Origin of the sequence: Myxococcus dinghuensis (assembly GCF_024198235.1) — a bacterium.
Classification (GTDB): domain Bacteria; phylum Myxococcota; class Myxococcia; order Myxococcales; family Myxococcaceae; genus Myxococcus; species Myxococcus dinghuensis.
Genome location: NZ_JAKCFB010000022.1, coordinates 74,005 through 94,383, shown reverse-complemented (window position 1 = coordinate 94,383; position 20,379 = coordinate 74,005). Strand labels below are relative to the sequence as shown.

Genomic DNA, 20,379 nt, shown 5'->3' with positions numbered 1-20,379 from the left:
GCGCGCCCGTCATGTGTGGACGGGCGCGCTCCAGTCCCACGTCACCACCGCCCACTCGTCCGTGGCGTCCCGGTACGTGTGCAGCACCTGGAACCCCACGCGCGCGTGGGCGCGCATGGAGCGCAGGTTGCGGGTGGAGATCTCCGTGATGAGCAGCTCGTAGCGTCCGCGGTACAGCTCGCGGTGCATCGCGTAGAGCTGGTCGAACAGCCCCTGGCCGCGGTGCTCCTTGCCCACGCACACCTGGCCCATGACGTAGAAGGGCACGTCCCGCAGCGGGCGGCCCTGGTAGTCGAGCCCGTCCAGCAGGTCGAACATGGGGACCAGCACGGGCATCAGTGCCCTGCACTCGCGCGGCATCGTCAGGGCGTAGGCCACCACCGCGCCGCCGTGGCGGGCGACGACGCTGGGCGCCAGCGCGTGCATGTGCTCCAGCGCCCCCAGGTCGTGCTGCACCGTCACGAAGCCCTGGGTGCGCATCTCGTCCGTGGACAGCACCTGCTTCAGGTTCTCCCGCTGCAGGGAGAGGATCTGCTGGAGGTCCGTGGTGTCGCGCGCGGCCCCCACGTCGTACGAAGGACTCATGTCCCCGAGGATAGTGCCGTCGGATGTGCCCCGCCCCTGGATTCGGACGCGGCCCGGCGCCTACCGGGCGGTGGCGACGGTGCGTGTCGCCAGCCAGTGCTCCACCTTCACGAGCCGGGAGGCGTTGGCCTTGGGGTACTTGAGGTAGTGCTCCTTCGCGGCCGCCATCAACCGCTGCGCGCGGCCCTGGGTGGCGGGGGCGTCCTCCAGCGACACGGCGAGGAGGTAGCGCGTGTCCGCGAGGTCCGCGTCCTCGGAGCCCGCGGGCTGGCGCTCGTAGATGACCAGGGCGCGCTCGAGCGCGGGCCGCGCCTTCTTCGGCTCCTTCATGGCCAGCAGCGTCTCCCCCAGGCCCATCAGGTCGAAGCCGACCTGGGCGTGGTCCGGGCCCATGGCCTTCTCGCGGACGGCGAGGGCGCGCTCGTGCAGCGGGAGCGCCTCCGAGGTCCGTCCCAGCCGGCTGAGCGAGCGCGCCATCCCCGTCATGGACGAGGCGACCTTGGGGGAGTCCGGCCCCAGGGCCTTCTCGCGGATGCGGGCCGCGAACGCGTACTGCTCGTAGGCCTCCTTCGGGCGGTCGGACTCCAGCAGGAACCCCGCCATGTTGTGCCGGGTGCTGGCGGTGGAGATGTTCTCCGCGCCCATGTTGCGCACCTGGATGGCGAGCGACTCCTCGGCGTGCTTCAGGGCCGCCTCGTGGTTGCCCAGGCGCACCTCGTGGACGGCGATGTTGTCCAGCACCGCGGCGAGGTTCGGGTGGTCCGGTCCCAGGCCGCGGCGGAAGACGGTCTGGGCCTCCAGCAGGTAGGGGACGCCCTCCTCCGGGCGGCCGGAGCTGCCGTAGGCCTGGCCCACGCTGAGCAGGGAGGTGCCCAGCTCCGGGTCGTCCAGGGCGTAGACCTTCCGGGCCATCTCCAGGGCGACGAGACTCTGGGCCAGCGCCTCGTGGGGACGCCCGCGCGTGCGGTACAGGGTGACGAGGTTTCGCGCCAGCATCGCCTCCAGGCGGGGGTCGCCGCCCAGCCGCTTCAGGGCCGCCGCCGCGTACCGGCGCGTCTCCTCTCCCGGGTCCACCTCCTTGCCCACGAACCCGAGCGCGCGGACCATCATCGCCCAGCTCCGGGCCACCTGCCGGTCGTGCCGGCTGGCCTCCGCCGCCTGGATGGAGGCGTGCAGCGTCTTGATGGCGTCCAGGTGCTTGTAGTTGTGCATCTGCGCCTGCGCGAGCAGGTACAGCGCCTCGGACTCGTCGGGGCCGTAGCCCACGTCATGGGCGTCGCGCGCCACCTGGGTGGCCAACTCGAGGGCGGCCGCCATCTTCCCGCTCGTCAACAGCGCCTTCGCCCGCGCGCGCTCCAGGGTCAACGCATCCAGCTTCCGCCGCGTCTGCTCGTCGCCCGAGGGGGGCTCCGGCGAGGCGAGGGCGGAGAGGTTCGCGCACTGCGCCAGGCTCTCCAGGCTCCTCGCGGAGCGCACCGCGTTCTCGATGACCTGGCCGTCCCCGCTCGCCAGCGTGTCCACCACGGCGCGCAGGTCGTCGAGCCGCTGGTCCAGGCAGATGACGCGTCGCTCGTAGAGCCGCTCCGTCTGCTGCCCCTGCACGCGGGCGGCGACACAGGCCTGGTGGCTCTCGCCGACCCAGGCCGAAGCGTAGGCATCCAGGGTGCGCTCCACCTCGCTCCAGGCGCCACGGGCATAGGGCAGGGGGCTGGCGGCGAACACGGTGCGCACCGCGTCCTTGCGGGCCGGGTCCCAGACGCCGGTGAGGGACTGCTCGGTGCCGGCGCAAGGGTCTCCAGACGTGGAGCGGTGCAGCGCCGCGCCCCCGACGACGAGGACCAGCGCCGCGCTCGCGACGAGGCTCGCGCGGCGCAGGCGCGCGCCGGGCACCTCGCTGAGCTGCCGCAGCAGCGCGTCCATGGAGGCGTGGCGCTCGTCGGGGTTCTCCGCCAGGCCCTGGAGGAGCGCCTTGTGGATCCACGCGGGGACGTCGGAGTCCCGGGGTGGGCGCGCCATGGCGCCGCCGTCCGCGGGGGCGGGCGCGCTCTTGTCGCCAGGGCCCGTGAAGGGGCGCCGGCCATACAGCGCCTCGTGGAGCGCGACGCAGTAGCTGTACTGGTCGCTGCGCGCGTCGGACGGCACCCCCCGCTTCTGCTCGGGCGCCATGTAGGCCGGCGTGCCCAGCAGGATGTCGGAGCGGGTGAGCCATTCGCTGCGCAGCGAGCCCGGGGGCGCCGCCTCCGGGCCGGGCTCCGGCGCGTCGTCGATGCCCTGGACGATGCGCGCGAGGCCGAAGTCGGTGATGCGCACGCGCCCGTCGCGGCCCACCAGGGCGTTGTCGGGCTTGAAGTCGCGGTGGACGAGGCCCTGCGCGTGCGCCGCCGCGAGCCCCCGGCCCGCCTGGAGGTAGCGCTCCAGGGTCTCCTTCCAGTCGCGGCGCCCACGCTTCGTGCGGCTGAACGAGCGCAGCGTGGTGCCCTCCACCAGCTCCATGGCGAGGAAGACGTGCTCTCCGAACCGCCCCACGTCGTGGATGGTGATGACGTTGGGATGGATGACGCGGGCGGTGGCCTGGGCCTCGCGCAGCAGCCGGGCCTGGGCGCGCTCCTGGTGCGCCGGGTTCAACGTGTCGACGCGGATGAGCTTGAGCGCGACGCGCCGGTCCAGCTCCGGGTCGTACGCGGCGTGGACGACCCCCATCCCTCCGGAGCCGATGCGCTCGAGCACCATGTAGCGCCCCAGGAGTGTGCCGCGCTGCAGCCAGGAGGGGTGCTGCCCCGACGCGGCGGGGGGCGGCTCGGTGGGCTTCTCTCCGGGGCTGTCGTGCTGGACGCGCGCCGCCTCGGCCACGAGCGCCCGGCAGACGTCGCAGACCTCGAGGTGCCGCTTCAGCGGCGACGCCGCCTCGGCTCCCACCTCACCTCGTGCGAATGCGAAGGCCAGCCGCGTGTCGAAGCAGTCCATGCCGCGCGCGACGATAGCCGACGTCCCCGGTCATGACGACCAATGGCAACCACGGTGATTGCCTTCTGGGTGTGCGTGCATGCGCTCGGGGTGGGGGCCGCGCACTGTGCGTATCCGAAACGCGTCACCGTGACATTCCAGGTGAGATAGAAGGGGGCCGCATGCGTGTGCCCCCCATCTTCCGAGCGCCGACGACGCGAGCCTTCCTCCTGGTCGCGCTCTCGTTCTTCGTGTGGTCGGGGTGGGTGGTCACGGTGCGTTACAAACCGCTGTTCGGTGGCTTGAGCGGTGCGTTCTCGGATCACGCCTCGCACCTGAGCGCCGCGCGGTTGTTCACCTGGTGTGGGAGCTGCATCTGGCGGAAGCCGGCCAACCAGCTCCTGCGTCCCCTGTCCGTGGAAGAGGTTCGGGACCTCCACGTCGAGCAGTTCACCTCGCTGACGCGGATTCCGGTGGACCTGACCTTTTTCGAGATGCCGGGTGGGCCGGATGACAAGCCGTTGACGATGAGCTGGGCCTACCTGCCGCGCCCCTATCCTCCCGGGGTGCTGCTGCTCGTGGCGCCGGTGGCCCTGCTGTACCAGTTCACGCCGCTGTCATTCCAGGCGTCGAACCTGCTGCTCATCCTCTTGTTCCTCCTGTATACCCACGTTGGCTTCTTCGTGGTGATCCGCTGTGCGCCCTGGGGCGAGGGGCGCTGGGCCTCCGTCATGGGGCCGCTGGGCGCCTTCCTCCTGTATTTCGAAGCCATCCATTGGACGCTGGATGGCCTGTATGACGGGGCGATGCTGGCGCCGCTCGTGTTGTGTGGCCATTTCCTTCGCCAGCGCCGGGGGCTGGCGGCGCTTGTCTGCTATTGCATCGCCGCCTTCATCCACTTCCGCGCGTTCTTCTTCGCGCCCCTGCCGCTGTATGCCGTCTACCTGGTGCTGAAGGACTGGAAGCATCAGCGCTGGGACGACCGCCAGGGGGCCGAGCTGGCGGCCATCATCGTGCTGGGCTTCTCGAGCCTGTACACCTTCTGGCTCACCATGCCCTGGCTCACGTCATTTCCGCTCACCAACCCGCTGCGGCGCGAGCTGAACTTCGAGGGCACCCACCTGGCATTCCTCGTCATGTTGGTTGGCGCCATGCTGCTCTATGCCCACGCATGGCTCGATGTGGTGTTGATGGGCTGGATGGCGTGGATGTGCTCGCGCGTCTATCAGACGCAGGGCTGGCACGCGTTGGTGCTGATGATGTGGATGGTGTTGCCGGCGTGGACCCACCGGGATGACCGGCTGTCCTTCGTCCGCGATGCCCGCATCCTCTTCGTGTGGGCGATGACGGTGCTCGTCTACCGGGAGATCATCCTGCCCGGGAAGTGGATCCTCTACCTGTCCTCGTCGATGTGACGCGTGGCCCCGTGGCCCGTCAGCCCCGGTCGAGCGCCAGGCGGATGGCCTGTTCCACCGGGGCGCCAGGCTCCGATGCGCGCTCGACGTGGAACTCCCCGGAGGGGAAGAGCGGCGGCTGGGCCATGAAGCGGGGGCGCTGTCCTCGGTGGGGCTGCGCCGCGTGGACGACGAAGGGATGACAGAGATAGACGGTGCCCGCGTCGCCCGTCGCCAGCGCCTCCGGGGCGCCCTCCGTCGAGGCCAGCCGCGTGGCCAGCTCCATGAACGACAGCCCCGCGTCGCCGTGGGGCTCCAGGATTCGCGCGACGTCCCGATGCGACCCGACGCGCAGCCGCGTGGGGGCGTCGTGCTCGCCCACGTCGGAGAAGAGGAAGAGCATCAGCAGCGCCCGGCCTCGCGACGCGACGTTGACGCGCCAGTCGAAGAAGGTCGCCGCGCCGGGAGGCTCGAAGCTGGCGTCGACGTGCCAGCCGTCGTCCCCGGGCGGCAGGGGGCTGGGAAAGCGGACGGGGAAGGTGCCCAGGCTCATCCGCCGCTGCCAGCGTCCGGCGCCCACCAGTTCGTCGAACGCCGCGTGCAGCCGGGGCGTGTTCGCGGCCTGGCGGATGGGGTCGGTGGCGTACTCGCCCAGCCGCACCACCGGCTGGGTCCACGTTGCGGGGTCGTCCGCCCGGGCGCCGGTCAGGGGCCACAAGAAGCGCTGGACCTCCTGCGCGAGCGCCCGGGGGAACGCATCGTCCAACCGAACGAAGCCCTCGTGGATGAACCGCTGGACGTCGGCTTCGCTCAGCACTCCCATGGCGGGGCCTCTCTTCGTGGTGCGTCAGGTCTGGTGCATCTGGAGGAGGTTGCCGCAGGTGTCCTCGAACGTGGCCACCGTGACGGGCCCCATCTGCGTCGGCTTCTGACGGAAGACCACGCCCAGCCCGGACAGCCGTTCGTACTCCGCCTGGATGTCCAGGGACGTGAAGGACGTGGCGGGAATCCCGTCCGCGAAGAGGGCCTTCTGATAGGCCGTGGCCGCCGGATGCCCGTTGGGCTCGAGCACCAACTGCGTGCCATTGGGGTCGTCCGGGGAGACGACCGTCAGCCAGCGCGCGCCGCCCGCCGGAATGTCCACCTTCACCACGAAGCCGAGCACCTCCGTGTAGAACTTCCGCGCCTTGGCCTGGTCGTCCACGAAGACGCTGCTCAACGTGATTCGCATCACCACTCCCAGGGAGAGGGATGCCCGGCCCGTCCGGACGACCCTCAACCATTTCGTTGAAGATAGCAGCGGATGGCGGACCGTCAACCAACAGGTTGTATGTGTGCTCAGGCGCCCGCGTCGCGTGCCCGGGTGCGGACCTCGGTGGCGAACAGCTCCGCGGCGGGCGCGCGGGGGGCGCCCTTGCGCCAGAGGAGGGCGGCCAGCTCGGTGCGCGGCGCGGGTGACAGCCGCTTCACGACCACGCGCTCGGCGTCGGACAGGTGGGGTTCGGGGAGGATGGTGACGGCCAGCCCGGCGCGGACGATGGCGAGCACCGTGCCGACGGCGTTCGACTCCAGGGCGATGTGGGGGCGCAGCCGCATCGCCGCGAACCAGGCGTCCACGCGCGCGCGCACGCGCAGGCCGGAGGAGAGCAGCGCGAAGGGCTCGTTGGAGAGCTGCCGGGCCCCCACGGACTCCGCGCTCGCCAACGCGTGGCCACGCGCCACGACCAGCGCCAGCCGGCTGTCGAAGACGGGCTCGGTGTCCAGGTCCGGTGAGCGGGCTGGCGCGTAGCCGAGCCCCACGTCCAGCCGTCCGTCCGCCAGCCGTCGTTCGACCCGCCGCACCACGGCCTCCTCCGCGCTCAACGCGAGCCCCGGGTGCCGGCGGAGCACCGCGGCCAGCGCGGGCACGACGACGCCGCGCATGCTGGGGGGATAGCCCACGCGCAGCGCGCCGGTGGCCAGCCCGCGCAGCGCGCCCACGGCCATGCGCCCCGCGTCCACGTCCTCCAGGGCTCGCGAGGCATACGTGCGGAACAGCTCCCCGGCCTGCGTCAGGCGCACCCCGGCGCGGGCCCGCTCGAAGAGCGGGGTGCCCAGCTCCTCCTCCAGCTGTCGTATCTGCTGCGACAGCGTGGGCTGGGAGACGTGGACCCGCCGCGCCGCGCGCCCGAAGTGCAGCGTGTCCGCCACGGCGGTGAAGTAGCGCAGGTGTCGGAGCTCCATGGCGTCATCATAGATGGGACCTATCGACTCCATGGAAACAAACGAATGTACGAATCGAGCCTGCTCCGTAGATGTTGTCGCGGAACGGAGGAAGGACCGCGATGAAGGCATCGGACCTGTTCGTGAAGGCGTTGGAGGCGGAGGGCGTGCGCTGCGTCTTCGGGCTGCCCGGAGAGGAGAACCTGGACCTGCTGGAGTCCATGCGGGCGGCGGACATGCGGCTGGTGGTCACCCGCCACGAGCAGGCGGCGGGGTTCATGGCCGCGACCTGGGGGCGGCTGACGGGGCGCGCGGGGGTGTGCCTCGCGACGCTCGGGCCGGGGGCCACCAACCTCGTGACGCCCGCCGCGTACGCGCAACTGGGCGGCATGCCCATGGTGATGGTGACGGGCCAGAAGCCCATCCGCGCGAGCAAGCAGGGGCATTTCCAGATCGTCGACGTGGTGGGGATGATGCGCCCGCTCACCAAGCTGACGCGCACGCTCGTCTCCGCGGAGCACGTGCCGTCCGCGGTGCGCGAGGCCTTCCGCCGCGCGGAGGAGGAGCGGCCGGGGGCCACGCACCTGGAGCTGCCGGAGGACGTGGCGCGGGAGTCGTCGGAGGCCGCGCTGCTGCCCGCGAGCGCCTGGCGCAGGCCGGTGGCGGACGAGGGCTCCATCGCGCTGGCCGTGGAGACGATCGCCTCCGCGCGCCGCCCGCTGTTGATGGTTGGCGCGGGGGCCAACCGCAAGCTCACGTCGGAGATGCTCCGCGTCTTCGTGGACCGGGTGGGGATTCCCTTCTTCAGCACGCAGATGGGCAAGGGCGTGGTGGACGAGTCCCACCCGCTGTGGATGGGCACCGCCGCGCTGTCCGACGGCGACTTCGTGCACCGCGCCATCGAGGCGTCCGACTGCATCATCAACGTGGGCCACGACGTCATCGAGAAGCCGCCGTTCGTCATGCGCGACAGCCGGCGCGCCGTGGTGCACCTGAACTTCTCGTCGGCGGAGGTGGACCCCGTCTACTTCCCCAAGGTGGAGGTGACGGGCGACATCGCCAACGCGGTGTGGCGCCTCGCGGACGGCCTGGGGCCGCGCTCGCACTGGGACTTCACGCCCTTCGAGAAGGCGCGCGCGGGGCTCGAGGCGCAGTTGGCGAAGGGGGCCGCGGATGACCGCTTCCCCATCTACCCGGCGCGGTTGGTGGCGGAGATGCGCCGCGCGCTGCCGGACGACGGCATCGTCTGCCTGGACAACGGCATGTACAAGCTGTGGTTCGCCCGCTACTACCGCACGCGGCGCCCCAACACGCTGCTGCTCGACAACGCCCTGGCGACGATGGGCGCGGGCCTGCCGTCCGCCATCGCCGCGAAGCTGGTGCACCCGCGCCGCAAGGTGGTGGCCGTCTGCGGCGACGGCGGCTTCATGATGAATTCGCAGGAGCTGGAGACGGCGGTGCGGCTGGGGCTGGACCTCACCGTCGTGGTGGTGCGCGACGACGCCTACGGGATGATTCGCTGGAAGCAGGGGGAGATGGGGCTGCCGGACCACGGCATGACCCTGGGCAACCCGGACTTCGTCCGCTACGCGGAGGCGTACGGCGCGCGCGGCCACCGTCCGACGAGCGCCTCGGAGTTCGGCGCCCTCCTGTCGCGCTGCCTGGAGGCGGGCGGCGTGCACGTCATCGACCTGCCCATCGACTACTCGGACAACTCCCGCGCGCTCGGCGCCGGGGCCATGGAAGGGGAGGAGACCCATGCTCGCTGAACGCTACCCGTACTATCTGGCCAACCGGCCCCGGCAGCCCAACGCGGACCTGCCCGTGACGAACAAGTACACGGGCGAGGTGGCCACGCGCGTGGCGCTCGCGGACGCCGCCGCCGTGGAGGAGGCCATCGCGGCGGCCGTGCGCGCGGCGGGCCCCATGCGGCGGATGCCCTCGCACGCGCGCAGGGTGGTGCTGGAGCACTGCGTGCGCCGCTTCCGCGAGCGCTCGGAGGAGCTGGCGCAGGCGCTGTGCATCGAGGCGGGCAAGCCCCTGCGGGACGCCCGCGCGGAGGTGGTGCGCCTCATCGAGACGTTCCAGGCCGCCGCCGACGAGGCGGTGCGCGGGGGCGGGGAGGTGTTGAACCTGGAGGTGTCCGCGCGGACGGAGGGCTACCGGGGGTTCACCCAGCGCGTCCCGGTGGGGCCCGTCTCGCTCATCACCCCGTTCAACTTCCCGCTCAACCTGGTGGCGCACAAGGTGGCGCCCGCCATCGCCGCGGGCTGCCCCTTCGTGCTCAAGCCGTCCGACCGTACGCCGGTGAGCGCCATGCTCCTGGCGGAGGTGCTCGCGGAGGCGGCGCTGCCGGAGGGGGCGTTCTCCGTGCTGCCCACGCGGCTGGAGGACGTGGGGCCCTTCATCGAGGACGAGCGCCTGAAGCTGTTGTCCTTCACCGGCTCGGAGAAGGTGGGCTGGGCGCTGAAGGCGCGCGCGGGTCGCAAGAAGGTGGTGCTGGAGCTGGGCGGCAACGCGGCGTGCGTGGTGGACCGCGAGCCCGGCGAGTCGCTCGACGTCATCGCGGACCGCGTGGCCCAGGGCGCCTTCTTCCAGTCCGGGCAGAGCTGCATCTCCGTGCAGCGCGTGCTCATCCACACGTCCCTCTACGAGGCGCTGCGCGAGCGGCTCGTCACCCGGGCCCGCGCGCTGCGGGCCGGGGACCCGCGCGACGAGGCCACCACGCTCGGGCCGATGATCGACGAGCCCGCGGCGAAGCGACTGGAAGGCTGGATCTCCAGCGCGGTGGCGCGGGGCGCCCGCGTGCTCACGGGCGGCCAGCGACGAGGCGCGCTGTTGGAGGCGACGGTGGTGGAGGACGTGCCCCGGGACGAGCCGTTGTGCGCGGAGGAGGCGTTCGGGCCGGTGATGGTGCTCCAGCGCGTCGACACGTTCGACGAGGCCCTGCGCGAGGTGAACGACGGCCGCTACGGCCTCCAGGCCGGCCTCTTCACCCGGGACGTGGCGCGGGCGATGCGGGCCTGGGACGAGCTGGAGGTGGGAGGGGTCGTCGTCGGGGACGTGCCGAGCTTCCGCGTCGACACCATGCCCTACGGCGGCGTGAAGGGCTCGGGGCTGGGACGTGAGGGCGTCCGGTACGCCATGGAGGACATGACCGAGACGCGGCTGCTCGTCCTGCGCCGCACGTCGTGGTCGGAGGCCTGAGCCTCGGGGGGCGTGGGGCGGGGCGCGCCTCGCCGCCCCCCTCACGTCCAGGAGGCGACATCCGCGCGCGGGTCACGGGCCTGTCCACTTGCTCGGCGTCGGCCCAGGACCGACGACTGGGGTCCTGGCGGTCGCCCGAGGGCCATGCCGCCCGTGGTCCCTCACGAAGTCCTGGACCGCACCGCACGTTGTCGCTAATAGATTTGACCTCAAACTTTTGACTGGCGGGAGCGCGTCCACGCGGAGGAGATGCGCCTGGGGTGCCCTCGTTCGTGTGCGTCCCGCCAGGGGGAGAGCCCGAGAGATGGTCGCGACAATGTCCCTGGCCGGGTGGGTGTCGGTGCTGATGGGGCAGGCGCCCGCGGAAGGGGCGCCGCCGCCGCCCGCGCCGCCATGGTGGACGTCGTGGGGGTTGGACCTGTGGCAGTGGGCGGGCCTGGCCGGCGTCGTGGTGGGCGCGTGGCTGGTGGGCAGGGGCGTCGAGTGGGTCGTTCTGCGGCTGGCGGACCGGGCGGCGGCGCTGACGAAGTCGGGCTGGGATGACCAGTTGGCGGAGTCCGCGCGGGGCCCCCTGCGCTACCTGCTGTTCGTGGTGCTGGTGGCGGCGGGGACGCTGGCGTTGAAGCTGCCGCCCGTGGCGAAGCACGGAGTGGACGTCGCGGCGCGCTCGGTGGGCATCGCGGCGATGGCGTGGTTCGTCCTTCGCTTCGTGAAGCTGGCGGCCCGCTTCGTCGAGCAGACGGTGGCGCGCGAGGAGAAGGGCGGCGACGTGGGCCGCGCGCGGGGGCTGCGCACGCAACTGGCGGTGCTGCGCCGGGTGACGGAGGTGGCGGTGGTCCTCATCTCCGGCTCGCTCCTGCTGCTCCAGTTCGAGGCGGTGCGCAACGTGGGCGTGTCGCTCCTGGCCTCCGCGGGCATCGCCGGCCTCTTCATCGGCCTGGCGGCGCAGAAGTCCATCTCCACGTTGCTGGCCGGCATCCAGTTGTCCATCACCCAGCCCATCCGCATCGGCGACACGGTCATCGTGGAGAACGAGTGGGGCTGGGTGGAGGAGATCACCCTCACGTACGTCGTGGTGAAGGTGTGGGACCTGCGCCGCCTGGTGATTCCCATGGGCCACTTCCTGGAGAAGCCCTTCCAGAACTGGAGCAAGGTGTCGCCGGAGATCCTGGGCACCGCGGAGTTCTACGTGGACTTCCGCACGGACGTCGCCGCGGCGCGCGCGGAGCTGCGGCGCATCCTGGAGCAGGAGTCGAACGGGCTGTGGGACGGCAAGGTCCACGGCCTGCAGGTGACGGACCTCTCCGAGCGCACCATGAAGCTGCGCGCCCTGGTGAGCGCGGCGGACTCCGGCAAGGCCTTCGACCTGCGCTGCCTCGTCCGCGAGAAGCTCATGGCCTGGCTGCGCCAGCAGCCCCACGGGCTGCCCATGCTGCGCACCGAGGCGAGCCTCGCGGACGGCGACGACGCCGGCGGAGTCCGCCCCCAGGCCAACCGCCTGGCCACGCTCCCCCCGGAGTGAGCCGGCCCCGCTTCGGAGGGCCGCCGACAGATGGCCCTCCAGTCACTCCCTGGAGTGTCGGGTCCTGAACACTCCAGGCCTCGACTCCGGGGTGGGATGAGTTGCCGGAATTCATGGAATAAACGGAAAGTGCCGCCCCGTCCCGACGGAGTGCGGATGGTGTCGCGCTTCGTGGGGACCCCCCGTGGGAGCCGCGGCTGCCCCGGGGAGATCCGCGGCGCACCACCACACTCATCCGTAGGAGCGATGCCCATGAAGCGGCTGATTCCGTTTGCCATGCTGTTGCTGAGCCCGACGCCGGTCCTCGCCGGCGCCAATGATCCGGCGCTGTGGATCACCATCGATTCGGAGGCGGTGAAGCCCGTGTCGGAGGCCTTCGCCCGGGAGGGCTGGGCGGCGCCGACCCCGTATCTGGAGAAGCACGACGTCACGTTGTTGCCCGTGTACGAGTCGCAGTTGGAGCGCATCGCGCAGGTGATGCACGACCGCTTCAACCGCTGCGCGGGCTTCGTGACCTATGAAACGTTCCAGGAGGCGATGGCCTCGCTGACGCCCCCGGACATGCCGGCCGCGGCGGAGCTGACGGTGCCCAGCTACACGCTCGACAGCGCCACGACGGTCAACAAGCTCATCGCGGTGCTGGCGGAGTCCAACATCCGGAGCACCATCAACACGATGTCGGCGTACACCACGCGCTATTACACGTCCACGACGGGCGTGAGCTCCGCCAACTGGCTGCGGACGCACTGGGCGAGCCTGGGCGCGGGCCGCTCGGACGTCACCGTGGAGCTGTTCAACCACGCCGCGTGGGCCCAGCCCTCCGTCATCCTCACCATCCAGGGCACGACGCTGCCCAACCAGGTGGTGGTGGTGGGCGGGCACCTGGACTCCACCTCTTCCGGCAGCACCGCGCCGGGCGCGGACGACAACGCCTCCGGCATCGCCTCCTTCACGGAGGTCATCCGCGCGGCCATGGCGGTGGGCTACCGGCCGGCGCGCACGGTGAAGTTCATCGGCTACGCGGCGGAGGAGGTCGGTCTGCGCGGCTCGAAGGAGATCGCCGCGTACTTCAAGAACAACGGCGTCGACGTGGTGGGCGTGCTCCAACTGGACATGACCAACTATCCCTCGACGCGGAGTGACGTGAAGGTGGGCGTCGTCACGGACTACACCAACGCGGCGCAGAACACGTTCCTGCGCAACCTCATCACCACCTACGTGGGCATCAAGCAGGCCAACAGCACGTGCGGCTACGCGTGCTCGGACCACGCCTCCTGGTACAACCAGGGCTTCGCGGCCTCCATCCCCCACGAGGCCCTCGTCCCCGAGGGCAACCCGTACATCCACACGGTGAACGACACCATCGCGCGTTCCGGCAGCACCGCGAACCACGCGCTGCACTTCGCGAAGATCGCCGCCGCGTTCGTGGCGGAGCTGGGTGAGGGCTCCGCGCCGTAGTCGTCGACCGCGCCGCCTCGCTCCATCCCCTTCACAGGGGCGAGGCGGTGTGTCGGGTGTGCTCGTGACGGCTGGAGCGTGTCCCTGGCAGGGCTCCAGGCGTGTCCCGTTCCGACGCATGCGCGTCCTCGAGGAACGCGGGCCGCGTGAACGCCTCGGGCCCCGCGCCGCGCGCTCTTCGAACGGCGCGTGCCGGCCCGTTGGTATGTGGCTTGCTCGATGGCCCCGCGATGCACCCGGGAGCGTGCTCCTGGAACCGCGGTCCCTGGCCTCGAGGCGCCATCACCCTCCCCATGTACTATCCCGTCCAGTCCCAATTCGTCCGGTGTGGTTCGTACGGCTGCAGGAACGTGGCCCAGGTGCACCCCTCGGCCCAGTGTCCCTTCTGCGCGTACTACCTCTGCATGGCGCACGGTCCAGGTCCGTGCCAGTACTGCGGCGTCTTCGTCTGCTCGGGCTGCTGGGCCGCTTCGCGCCCGTGCTGTACCTGGGCGAAGAACCGACCGCAGTCCTCCTTCTCCATGTTCCCGTCGTCCTCCGGGAGCGGAGGCGCCTCGTCCTCCGGGAGCGGAGGCGCCTCGTCCGGCGGCTACTCCAGCGCGGCGGGAATCAACACCGACGACCTCGAGAACGCCATCAAGGACCGGGACAGGTGGCCCACCTTCGTCGACTACAACGAGGGGGTCCCCTTCGACTTCTGGCAGAGCGGGGCGTTCCCGGGGCTGAACGTGAAGTTCCTGATCGTGGGGCTGGGAGCGCTGTTCGAAGTGCACGTGAAATGGGACAAGCGGCTGTGGTTCCGGGACGAGCCCTATGCGATGAGCTTGAAGGTGGCGATCAAGGGGTCGAAGAACGACCTGTGCCGTGAGTCGCGTCCCAACATCATGAGCGACTCGCATCGCTATCTCTGGGGGAACCTCCTCGCGCGCGCCCGCAAGCTGCTCGCCAACCACCATGCGGCGATGCTGATGAACGAGTTCGGCCTCAAGAACGCGGTGACGGCGGCCATGGTCCGCACGCTCGTGAGCAAGGGCAGGACGAGTGACCTCGCGGCCCTGTATCTCTGCTCGACCCTGCCGCTGTCCGTCTGGGAGCAGGAAGCGTGGTCGATGATGCTCGACGAGCTGACGAAGTGACCGTTTGCTAGATTCCCCTTTCACGCCGATAGCGGCGCCGTTGTCAGGGGACGCATGGCCTATACGGCGGAAATCAGTCGCAATCATCCCGCGAGCATCCTCCTCCTCGTCGACCAGTCGGGCTCCATGGACGATCCGTTCGGGGGCGTCTCGGGGAGCCGCAAGAAGTCGGAAGGGGTGGCGGACGTCACCAACCGGCTGCTCCAGAACCTGGTGGTGCGCTGCGCGCGCGAGGATGGCATCCGGGACTATTTCCATGTCGGGGTGCTCGGCTACGGCGAGCGCGTGGGGCCGGCGTTCTCCGGCTCCCTGGCGGGACGGGGGCTGGTGCCCATCAGTGAGATCGGTCATTCCCCGGCGCGGCTGGAGGAGCGGGTCCGCGAGCGGGAGGACGGGATGGGCGGCCTCGTCAAGGAGAAGGTCCGCTTCCCCATCTGGTTCGAGCCCATGGCGAATGGCCCCACACCCATGTGCGAGGTGCTGCGCCACGCGATGGAGCTGGTCGGAGGGTGGTTGCGCGAGCACCCCGTGGGCTTCCCGCCGCTGGTGGTGAACATCTCCGACGGCCAGCCCACGGATGGGGATCCGACCCCCGCGGCTTCCGCCTTGCGGCGATTGCGCAGCGCGGATGGCGAGGTGCTCCTGCTCAACGTCCACCTCTCGTCGAACCCCGCCACGCCCATCCAGTTCCCCGACACGGAGGCGGGCCTGCCGGACGAGCACGCGCAGTTGCTCTTCCGCCTCTCCAGTCCCCTGACGCCGGGGATGCACGTCGCCGCGCGGGAGGAGGGGCACTCGGTTCGCGATGGCGCGCGTGGCTTCGTCTTCAACGCGGACATCGTGTCGCTCATCAAGTTCCTGAACATCGGAACGCGCCCCAGCAACCTCGGTTAGCGCCCCACCGTGCGAATCGAATCCGACGTGCTGTGGGTCCAGAAGGCCGGCAACGCGCCCTCGGAGAACGAGGACGCGCACGCGTGCTCCGGCGTCATCCCCTCCGGTGGCACCCCGCTGCATGCCGCGGTGGCCGATGGCGCGACGGAGAGCCTCTTCTCCGGTCCGTGGGCCCGCTCCCTCGCGCAGGCGTATGTCCAGGGGCTCCTCCAGGACGCTCGGGCCTTGCTCGAGGTCCTGCCGGGGCTTCGACGGGCATGGCACGAGGACGTCGGCGCGCGCGAACTGCCCTGGTATGCGCGGGAGAAGGCGCACCAGGGGGCCTTCGCGACGCTGCTCGGCGTCAGCGTGGTGGGCTCCACCTGGACCGCCCTGGCCGTGGGCGACTCGTGTCTCTTCCACGTTCGAGGGGACGTGCTCCTCCGGGCATTCCCCGTGGAGACCTCGGAGGCCCTGGGGACGAACCCCTATCTCGTCTCCACGCACGCGGCGCGCAACGCGGGCCTGGAGGAGCGGGCGGTGAGCGCCACGGGGAACCTCCAGCCGGGCGACAGCCTGCTCTTGATGACGGATGCGCTCGCGTGCTGGTTCCTCCTGGAGCACGAGGCGGGGCGACAGCCGTGGCGCCGGTTGCCCCCGCCCGGCGCGGCGGCACGACACGACGCCTTCGTCGAGGAGCTGCGGGGCGCGGGGCGGCTGCGCAACGACGACGTCACGCTGCTGCGGTTGACGGTAGGAGCGTGAGGGCATGACGTTCCCGTCGGACAGCGACTACCAACTGGCGCTCCAGCATCCGCGGCGGGCCTTCTCGGACGAGGCGCTGCGGGAGGGAGTCGTGGAGACGGGGACCGGCGCGCTCGCGGGGTTGCCTCGTCCGCGCGCGGGCGCCTTCGCGACCACGTACAAGGTCCAGCACGGCGAGCAGGCCTTCGCGGTGCGGTGCTTCACGCGACCCATCCCGAAGGACCTGGAGTCGCGCTACCTGGAGTTCGAGCGGCACCTGTCCCTGCACTGGGTGCCGGAGACGGTCGGGTTCACGTTCCTTGCTCGGGGGGTGCTCGTGCGTGGCCGCTGGTGGCCCGCCGTCAAGATGGACTGGGTCCAGGGGGAGTCCCTGGAGCGCCACGTCGCCGCGAACCTCGAACACCCCGGGGCCCTCTTCGCGCTCGCGGTCGAGTGGTTGGAGTTGCTGGCCTCGCTGCGCGCCGCGGGCATCGCGCATGGTGACCTCCACCACGGCAACGTCCTCGTGACGCCCGAGGGGCTCCGGCTCGTCGACTACGACGGCATGTTCGTCCCGGCCCTCGAGGGCGCGGTGGGCCACGAGTTCGGGCACGCCCACTACCAGCACCCGCGCCGTCCGCCGGGGGCCTTCCACGGTCGGCTCGACCATTTCCCGGCGTGGAGCGTGTGGCTCTCGCTGGTCGCGCTCGCGCACGAGCCGTCGCTCTGGACGCGCTTGCAGGGAGGCGACGACTGTCTCCTGTTCAAGCGCAAGGACTACGAGGCGCCGGAGCGGTCCGCCGTGTTCCAGGCGCTCCAGGCGTCACCCTTCCCGAGGGTGCGGGACGCGGTGGCGCGGTTCCGGGCGATGCTGGCGCTCCCCGCGGAGGAGGTCCCCGCGCTGGACGTCGCGGCGCTCGCGTCGTGGAGGGGAGAGGCTCGCCCGGAATCCTCTCCCTCCGAGGAGTCGGGCCCCGCGGAGGTGATGAGAAGCTGGCTGGAGCCTCGCGGCCGGCCGGCGCTCGCGTTCGGACCGGAGCATTCGGGCGACCAACAGATGGCCACCGGCCTCCTCGCCACGGCCGCGTTGGGTCTCGTTCCGAGCGTGGCGGCCTCCGCCGGGTGGTTGCTGGGTGTCGGTGCCTTCGGGGCGCTCGGGTTGTGGAGTGCCCGGGGGGCCTATCTCCGCCATCCCGTGGTGCGGCAGGTCCTGCGATGGGAGGCGCGCCGCAAGGAGGCGCGGCGGATGTTGGACGACTCCCGCGTCGAGCTCGCACGGCGCGAGCGCGACTCCCGCCAGCGCGAGAAGGACTGGCGCGACGCGAACGCCCAGCACATCGAGGCGCAGCAAGCCCTGCATGGGTGGATGCGTGACCTCCGCCTTCGCGGCGTCGACGTGGACCGGACGGAGATCGACCTGTTGGAGGGGCGCCGGGCCCAGCTCGACCGCGAGGAGCACAACGCGCGCAAGGACCTGGAGGCCGCCCTGCGAAGCTGGCGGGAGGACGCCGCGCTCCAGGCCACGCTGAGCGAGACCGACAAGCAGGCCTGGGAGCGGAACCATGGGCGCGAAGTCCAGCGACTGACCGACCGCTTCGACGAGCTGCGTCTGGCGCTGGAGGCCACGTCGGAGCAGGAGGAGGCGCAGGCGCGGGCGCGGGGCCTCTTGTCGTGGGAGTTCCGGAACGCGATGGAGGAGTCCAGGCGGCTCTCCGCCGCCTTCCGGACGCGGGACCTCTCCGAGCGCGGGGCGTGGTTGGCGTTGCGGCGCGCGCGCCTGTCCGCGCACCGGGAGCTGCTGGAGTCCGGATGGGCGTTGGGGGACCGGGGGCAACTGGGCTTCCCGTCGTTCCTCCTCCATCTGCTCCGCGCGCTGCCCGAGAACGGTTGACGCCGTCGGGAAGGGCGCGCGGTCCGGTCCCGGCGCGGTAGGCTTCGCGCGCGGGGTGGACCATGGCGATGACGTGGCAGTCCTCACGGCGGGTGGTGACGCGGTCGGTGCTCGTGTGCGGTCTCGTGGCGGGGGCGGCGCTGGCGGGGCCGCCCGCCGCGTCAGGCCCGGGGGCCCGGGTGTCGCTCCAGTCGGTGGTGGACGCGTTGATGGTGGAGGCCGCGAGGCTGACGCCCGGGACGGACGTGGCCATCGCGGTGCGCGACCTGCGCACCGGGGAGTATGCGGGGGCCTCGGACGCGGTGCCTCATGTCTCCGCCAGCGCCGCGAAGGTGTTCTGGGTCGCCGCCGCGCTGAAGAAGGCCGACGAGGCGAAGGTGGCGCCCCTGGCGGAGAAGGTGTTCCGCACGTCGGACAACGAGGCGTCCGGCGAGGTCATCGACCTGGTGGGTGGACCCGATGCCGTCAACGTCTACCTGCGCTCCCTGGGGGTGAAGAACACCGCCCTCACGAAGTGGAACTACGGCAAGCCCCGCCGCGCCACGAACTCGCCCCAGGCCCTGGGCAACGACAACTACCTCTGCGCCGTGGACGCGGTGTCGTTCCTCCAGCGCCTGGAGGGGGGCGCGCTGCTGAAGCCCGGCCCCACGTCGCGGCTGCTCGGGTGGATGGAGCTGACGCCACGCGAGGGGTGCGGCGGGTGGCTGGGGACGCTGCTGCCGGCGAAGGCCCGCGCCTCGTTGCGGCACAAGGCCGGGTGGTTGCCGCCGGGGTGCTGCTCGGACGACACGCGCTACAACGTCCTCAACGACGTGGGCCTCGTCCAGCTCCCGGAGGGTGGGCGCTACGCCGTGGCCATCCTGGCCGCGCGGGGCCCGGACTGGCCGCGCCAGGCGTTCTTCGTCGAGCGCGCGTCCTGCGTGCTCTACCGCGCGCTCTCCGGAGCGGCGTCGCTGGACTGCGGGGAGTCGCTGGCGGAGCAGGGCGGGCCCACCCCGGTGCGCGTCGAGGATGGGGGGACGCCGCCGGACTACGATTGTTGAGCCGGAAGGCCGTGGCGGCCGGTGGACGCCGGTCGCCCAACGCAACGCGGGAGGACTGTCATGGAGTGTTGCCGCTACCACGCCGTGGGCGAGGGCTTCGACTCGGCCTTCACGGTGGACGCGTCGCGCGTCACGTTCGGCCGGGGCTGTCTGGCGGAGGTCGGCGACAGGGCCCGGGCGCTCGGCATGCGGCGCGTGGCGCTGTTCACCGACGCGGGCGTGGCGCGACTGGCGCACTTCGAGAAGGTGCGTGAGTCGCTGCGCGCCTACGGGCTGGAGGTGGAGGTGTTCCAGGACGTGCGCGTCGAGCCCACGGACCGCTCCTTCCTGGATGCCTGGCGCTTCGCGGCCGACTTCCGCCCGGACGGCTACGTCTCGCTGGGCGGTGGCTCCGTCATCGACACCTGCAAGGCGGCCAACCTCTACGCGACGTGGCCCGCGGACTTCCTGACGTACGTGAACGCGCCGGTGGGAGAGGGGCGCCCGGTACCTGGGCCGCTCAAGCCGCACATCGCGTGTCCCACCACGTCGGGGACGGGGAGCGAGGTCACCGGCATCACCATCTTCGACCTGCTCTCCATGGGGGCGAAGACCGGCATCGCGTCCCCCGCGCTGCGTCCCACCGAGGCGCTGGTGGACCCCGACTGCACCGCGACCCTGCCGGGAGAGGTGGTGGCGGCGAGCGGCCTGGACGTGCTGTCCCACGCGCTGGAGTCGTACACCGCGCGGCCCTTCGTCCGTCGGACCGCGCCGCCGCGGCCCCACCTGAGGCCCATGAGCCAGGGGGCGAACCCCTGGAGCGACCTGGGCTGCCGCGAGGCGCTGCGGCTGATGGGGTCGTTCCTGGAGCGCGGTGTCGCGGATGCCGGCGACCACGAGGCGCGCGAGCAGCTCATGTGGGCCGCGACGCTGGCGGGTATCGCCTTCGGGAACGCGGGCGTCCACGCGCCCCATGGCATGGCCTACGCGGTGGCGGGGCTGGTGAAGGACTTCCGCCCGCCCGGCTACCCGAGCGAGGAGCCCCTCGTCCCCCACGGCATGGCGGTCATCCTCAACGCGCCCGCGGTGTTCCGCTACACCGCGGAGGAGAGTCCGGAGCGTCACCTGGAGGCCGCGACGTGGCTGGGCGCGGACGCTCGCGGCGCGGCGCCGGGGGACGCGGGCGAGGTGCTCGCGCAGCGGCTCATCCAGCTCATGCGCGCGGTGGGCATGCCCAACGGCCTGGGCGGGGTGGGGTACACCGGGGCGGACGTGGCGGCCCTCACCGAGGGTGCCTTCCCGCAGCAGCGCCTGCTACAGAATGCTCCGCGGGAGATGTCCCGCCCGGTGCTCTCCTGGCTGTTCGAGTCGGCGCTGGGCTACTGGTAGCCGGAGGAGGTCG

16 protein-coding genes are annotated in these 20,379 nt (G+C 71.4%); 11 read left to right on the top strand and 5 right to left on the bottom strand.

All coding sequences use genetic code 11. The features are described from left to right. Window positions 1-9: 9 nt before the first annotated feature. Window positions 10-585 carry a GNAT family N-acetyltransferase gene (locus LZ198_RS26310; protein ID WP_253974810.1) on the bottom strand — a complete coding sequence of 192 codons (576 nt, stop codon included), beginning with the start codon at window positions 583-585 and terminating at the stop codon, window positions 10-12. Between the two features lie 60 nt (window positions 586-645). Further along, complete coding sequence (locus tag LZ198_RS26305; protein ID WP_253974809.1) at window positions 646-3,501, bottom strand: serine/threonine-protein kinase; 2,856 nt, start codon at window positions 3,499-3,501, stop codon at window positions 646-648. A gap of 209 nt (window positions 3,502-3,710) precedes the next feature. Here LZ198_RS26305 and LZ198_RS26300 point away from each other — a divergent pair, with 209 nt between their 5' ends. Beyond that, complete coding sequence (locus LZ198_RS26300) at window positions 3,711-4,943, top strand: hypothetical protein (protein WP_253974808.1); 1,233 nt, start codon at window positions 3,711-3,713, stop codon at window positions 4,941-4,943. 19 nt (window positions 4,944-4,962) lie between these two features. On the opposite strand, the gene LZ198_RS26295 is transcribed toward LZ198_RS26300, so the two are convergent. The 3 genes from LZ198_RS26295 to LZ198_RS26285 form a co-directional block, all read right to left on the bottom strand. Further along, window positions 4,963-5,745, bottom strand: coding sequence for a phytanoyl-CoA dioxygenase family protein (locus LZ198_RS26295; protein ID WP_253974807.1), 783 nt, complete (start codon window positions 5,743-5,745; stop codon window positions 4,963-4,965). Window positions 5,746-5,769: 24 nt separating this feature from the next. Next, window positions 5,770-6,153: a VOC family protein gene (locus tag LZ198_RS26290; RefSeq protein ID WP_253974806.1), complete on the bottom strand. Its 384-nt coding sequence runs from the start codon at window positions 6,151-6,153 to the stop codon at window positions 5,770-5,772. A 107-nt stretch (window positions 6,154-6,260) separates the two neighbouring features. After that, complete coding sequence (locus LZ198_RS26285; protein ID WP_253974805.1) at window positions 6,261-7,145, bottom strand: LysR substrate-binding domain-containing protein; 885 nt, start codon at window positions 7,143-7,145, stop codon at window positions 6,261-6,263. Between the two features lie 101 nt (window positions 7,146-7,246). On the opposite strand from LZ198_RS26285, the gene LZ198_RS26280 reads away from it, so the two are divergent. The 10 genes from LZ198_RS26280 (at window position 7,247) to LZ198_RS26235 (ending at window position 20,366) form a co-directional block, all read left to right on the top strand. Then, entirely contained in the window at window positions 7,247-8,893 is a 1,647-nt protein-coding gene (locus LZ198_RS26280) for an acetolactate synthase large subunit (RefSeq protein ID WP_253974804.1), read from the top strand. Continuing rightward, window positions 8,883-10,331 (top strand): aldehyde dehydrogenase family protein, encoded by a 1,449-nt coding sequence (locus tag LZ198_RS26275; protein ID WP_253974803.1) that lies wholly within the window; start codon window positions 8,883-8,885, stop codon window positions 10,329-10,331. Before LZ198_RS26280 ends, LZ198_RS26275 begins: the two co-directional genes overlap by 11 nt. Window positions 10,332-10,635: 304 nt before the next feature. Continuing rightward, window positions 10,636-11,853, top strand: a complete 1,218-nt coding sequence (locus LZ198_RS26270) for a mechanosensitive ion channel family protein (RefSeq protein ID WP_253974802.1) — start codon at window positions 10,636-10,638, stop codon at window positions 11,851-11,853. 252 nt (window positions 11,854-12,105) lie between these two features. Continuing rightward, entirely contained in the window at window positions 12,106-13,311 is a 1,206-nt protein-coding gene (locus LZ198_RS26265; protein WP_253974801.1) for a M20/M25/M40 family metallo-hydrolase, read from the top strand. A 293-nt stretch (window positions 13,312-13,604) separates the two neighbouring features. Continuing rightward, window positions 13,605-14,447: a hypothetical protein gene (locus LZ198_RS26260; protein WP_253974800.1), complete on the top strand. Its 843-nt coding sequence runs from the start codon at window positions 13,605-13,607 to the stop codon at window positions 14,445-14,447. 54 nt (window positions 14,448-14,501) lie between these two features. After that, window positions 14,502-15,341 carry a vWA domain-containing protein gene (locus LZ198_RS26255; RefSeq protein ID WP_253974799.1) on the top strand — a complete coding sequence of 280 codons (840 nt, stop codon included), beginning with the start codon at window positions 14,502-14,504 and terminating at the stop codon, window positions 15,339-15,341. A 9-nt stretch (window positions 15,342-15,350) separates the two neighbouring features. Beyond that, entirely contained in the window at window positions 15,351-16,085 is a 735-nt protein-coding gene (locus tag LZ198_RS26250; RefSeq protein ID WP_253974798.1) for a protein phosphatase 2C domain-containing protein, read from the top strand. A gap of 4 nt (window positions 16,086-16,089) precedes the next feature. Next, window positions 16,090-17,955 (top strand): hypothetical protein, encoded by a 1,866-nt coding sequence (locus tag LZ198_RS26245; RefSeq protein ID WP_253974797.1) that lies wholly within the window; start codon window positions 16,090-16,092, stop codon window positions 17,953-17,955. Window positions 17,956-18,017: 62 nt separating this feature from the next. Then, the gene (locus LZ198_RS26240; protein ID WP_253974796.1) at window positions 18,018-18,998 is read left to right on the top strand and encodes a serine hydrolase; all 981 of its coding nucleotides are present in this window, start codon (window positions 18,018-18,020) and stop codon (window positions 18,996-18,998) included. Between the two features lie 60 nt (window positions 18,999-19,058). Beyond that, entirely contained in the window at window positions 19,059-20,366 is a 1,308-nt protein-coding gene (locus tag LZ198_RS26235; protein ID WP_253974795.1) for a hydroxyacid-oxoacid transhydrogenase, read from the top strand. Window positions 20,367-20,379: the final 13 nt, after the last annotated feature.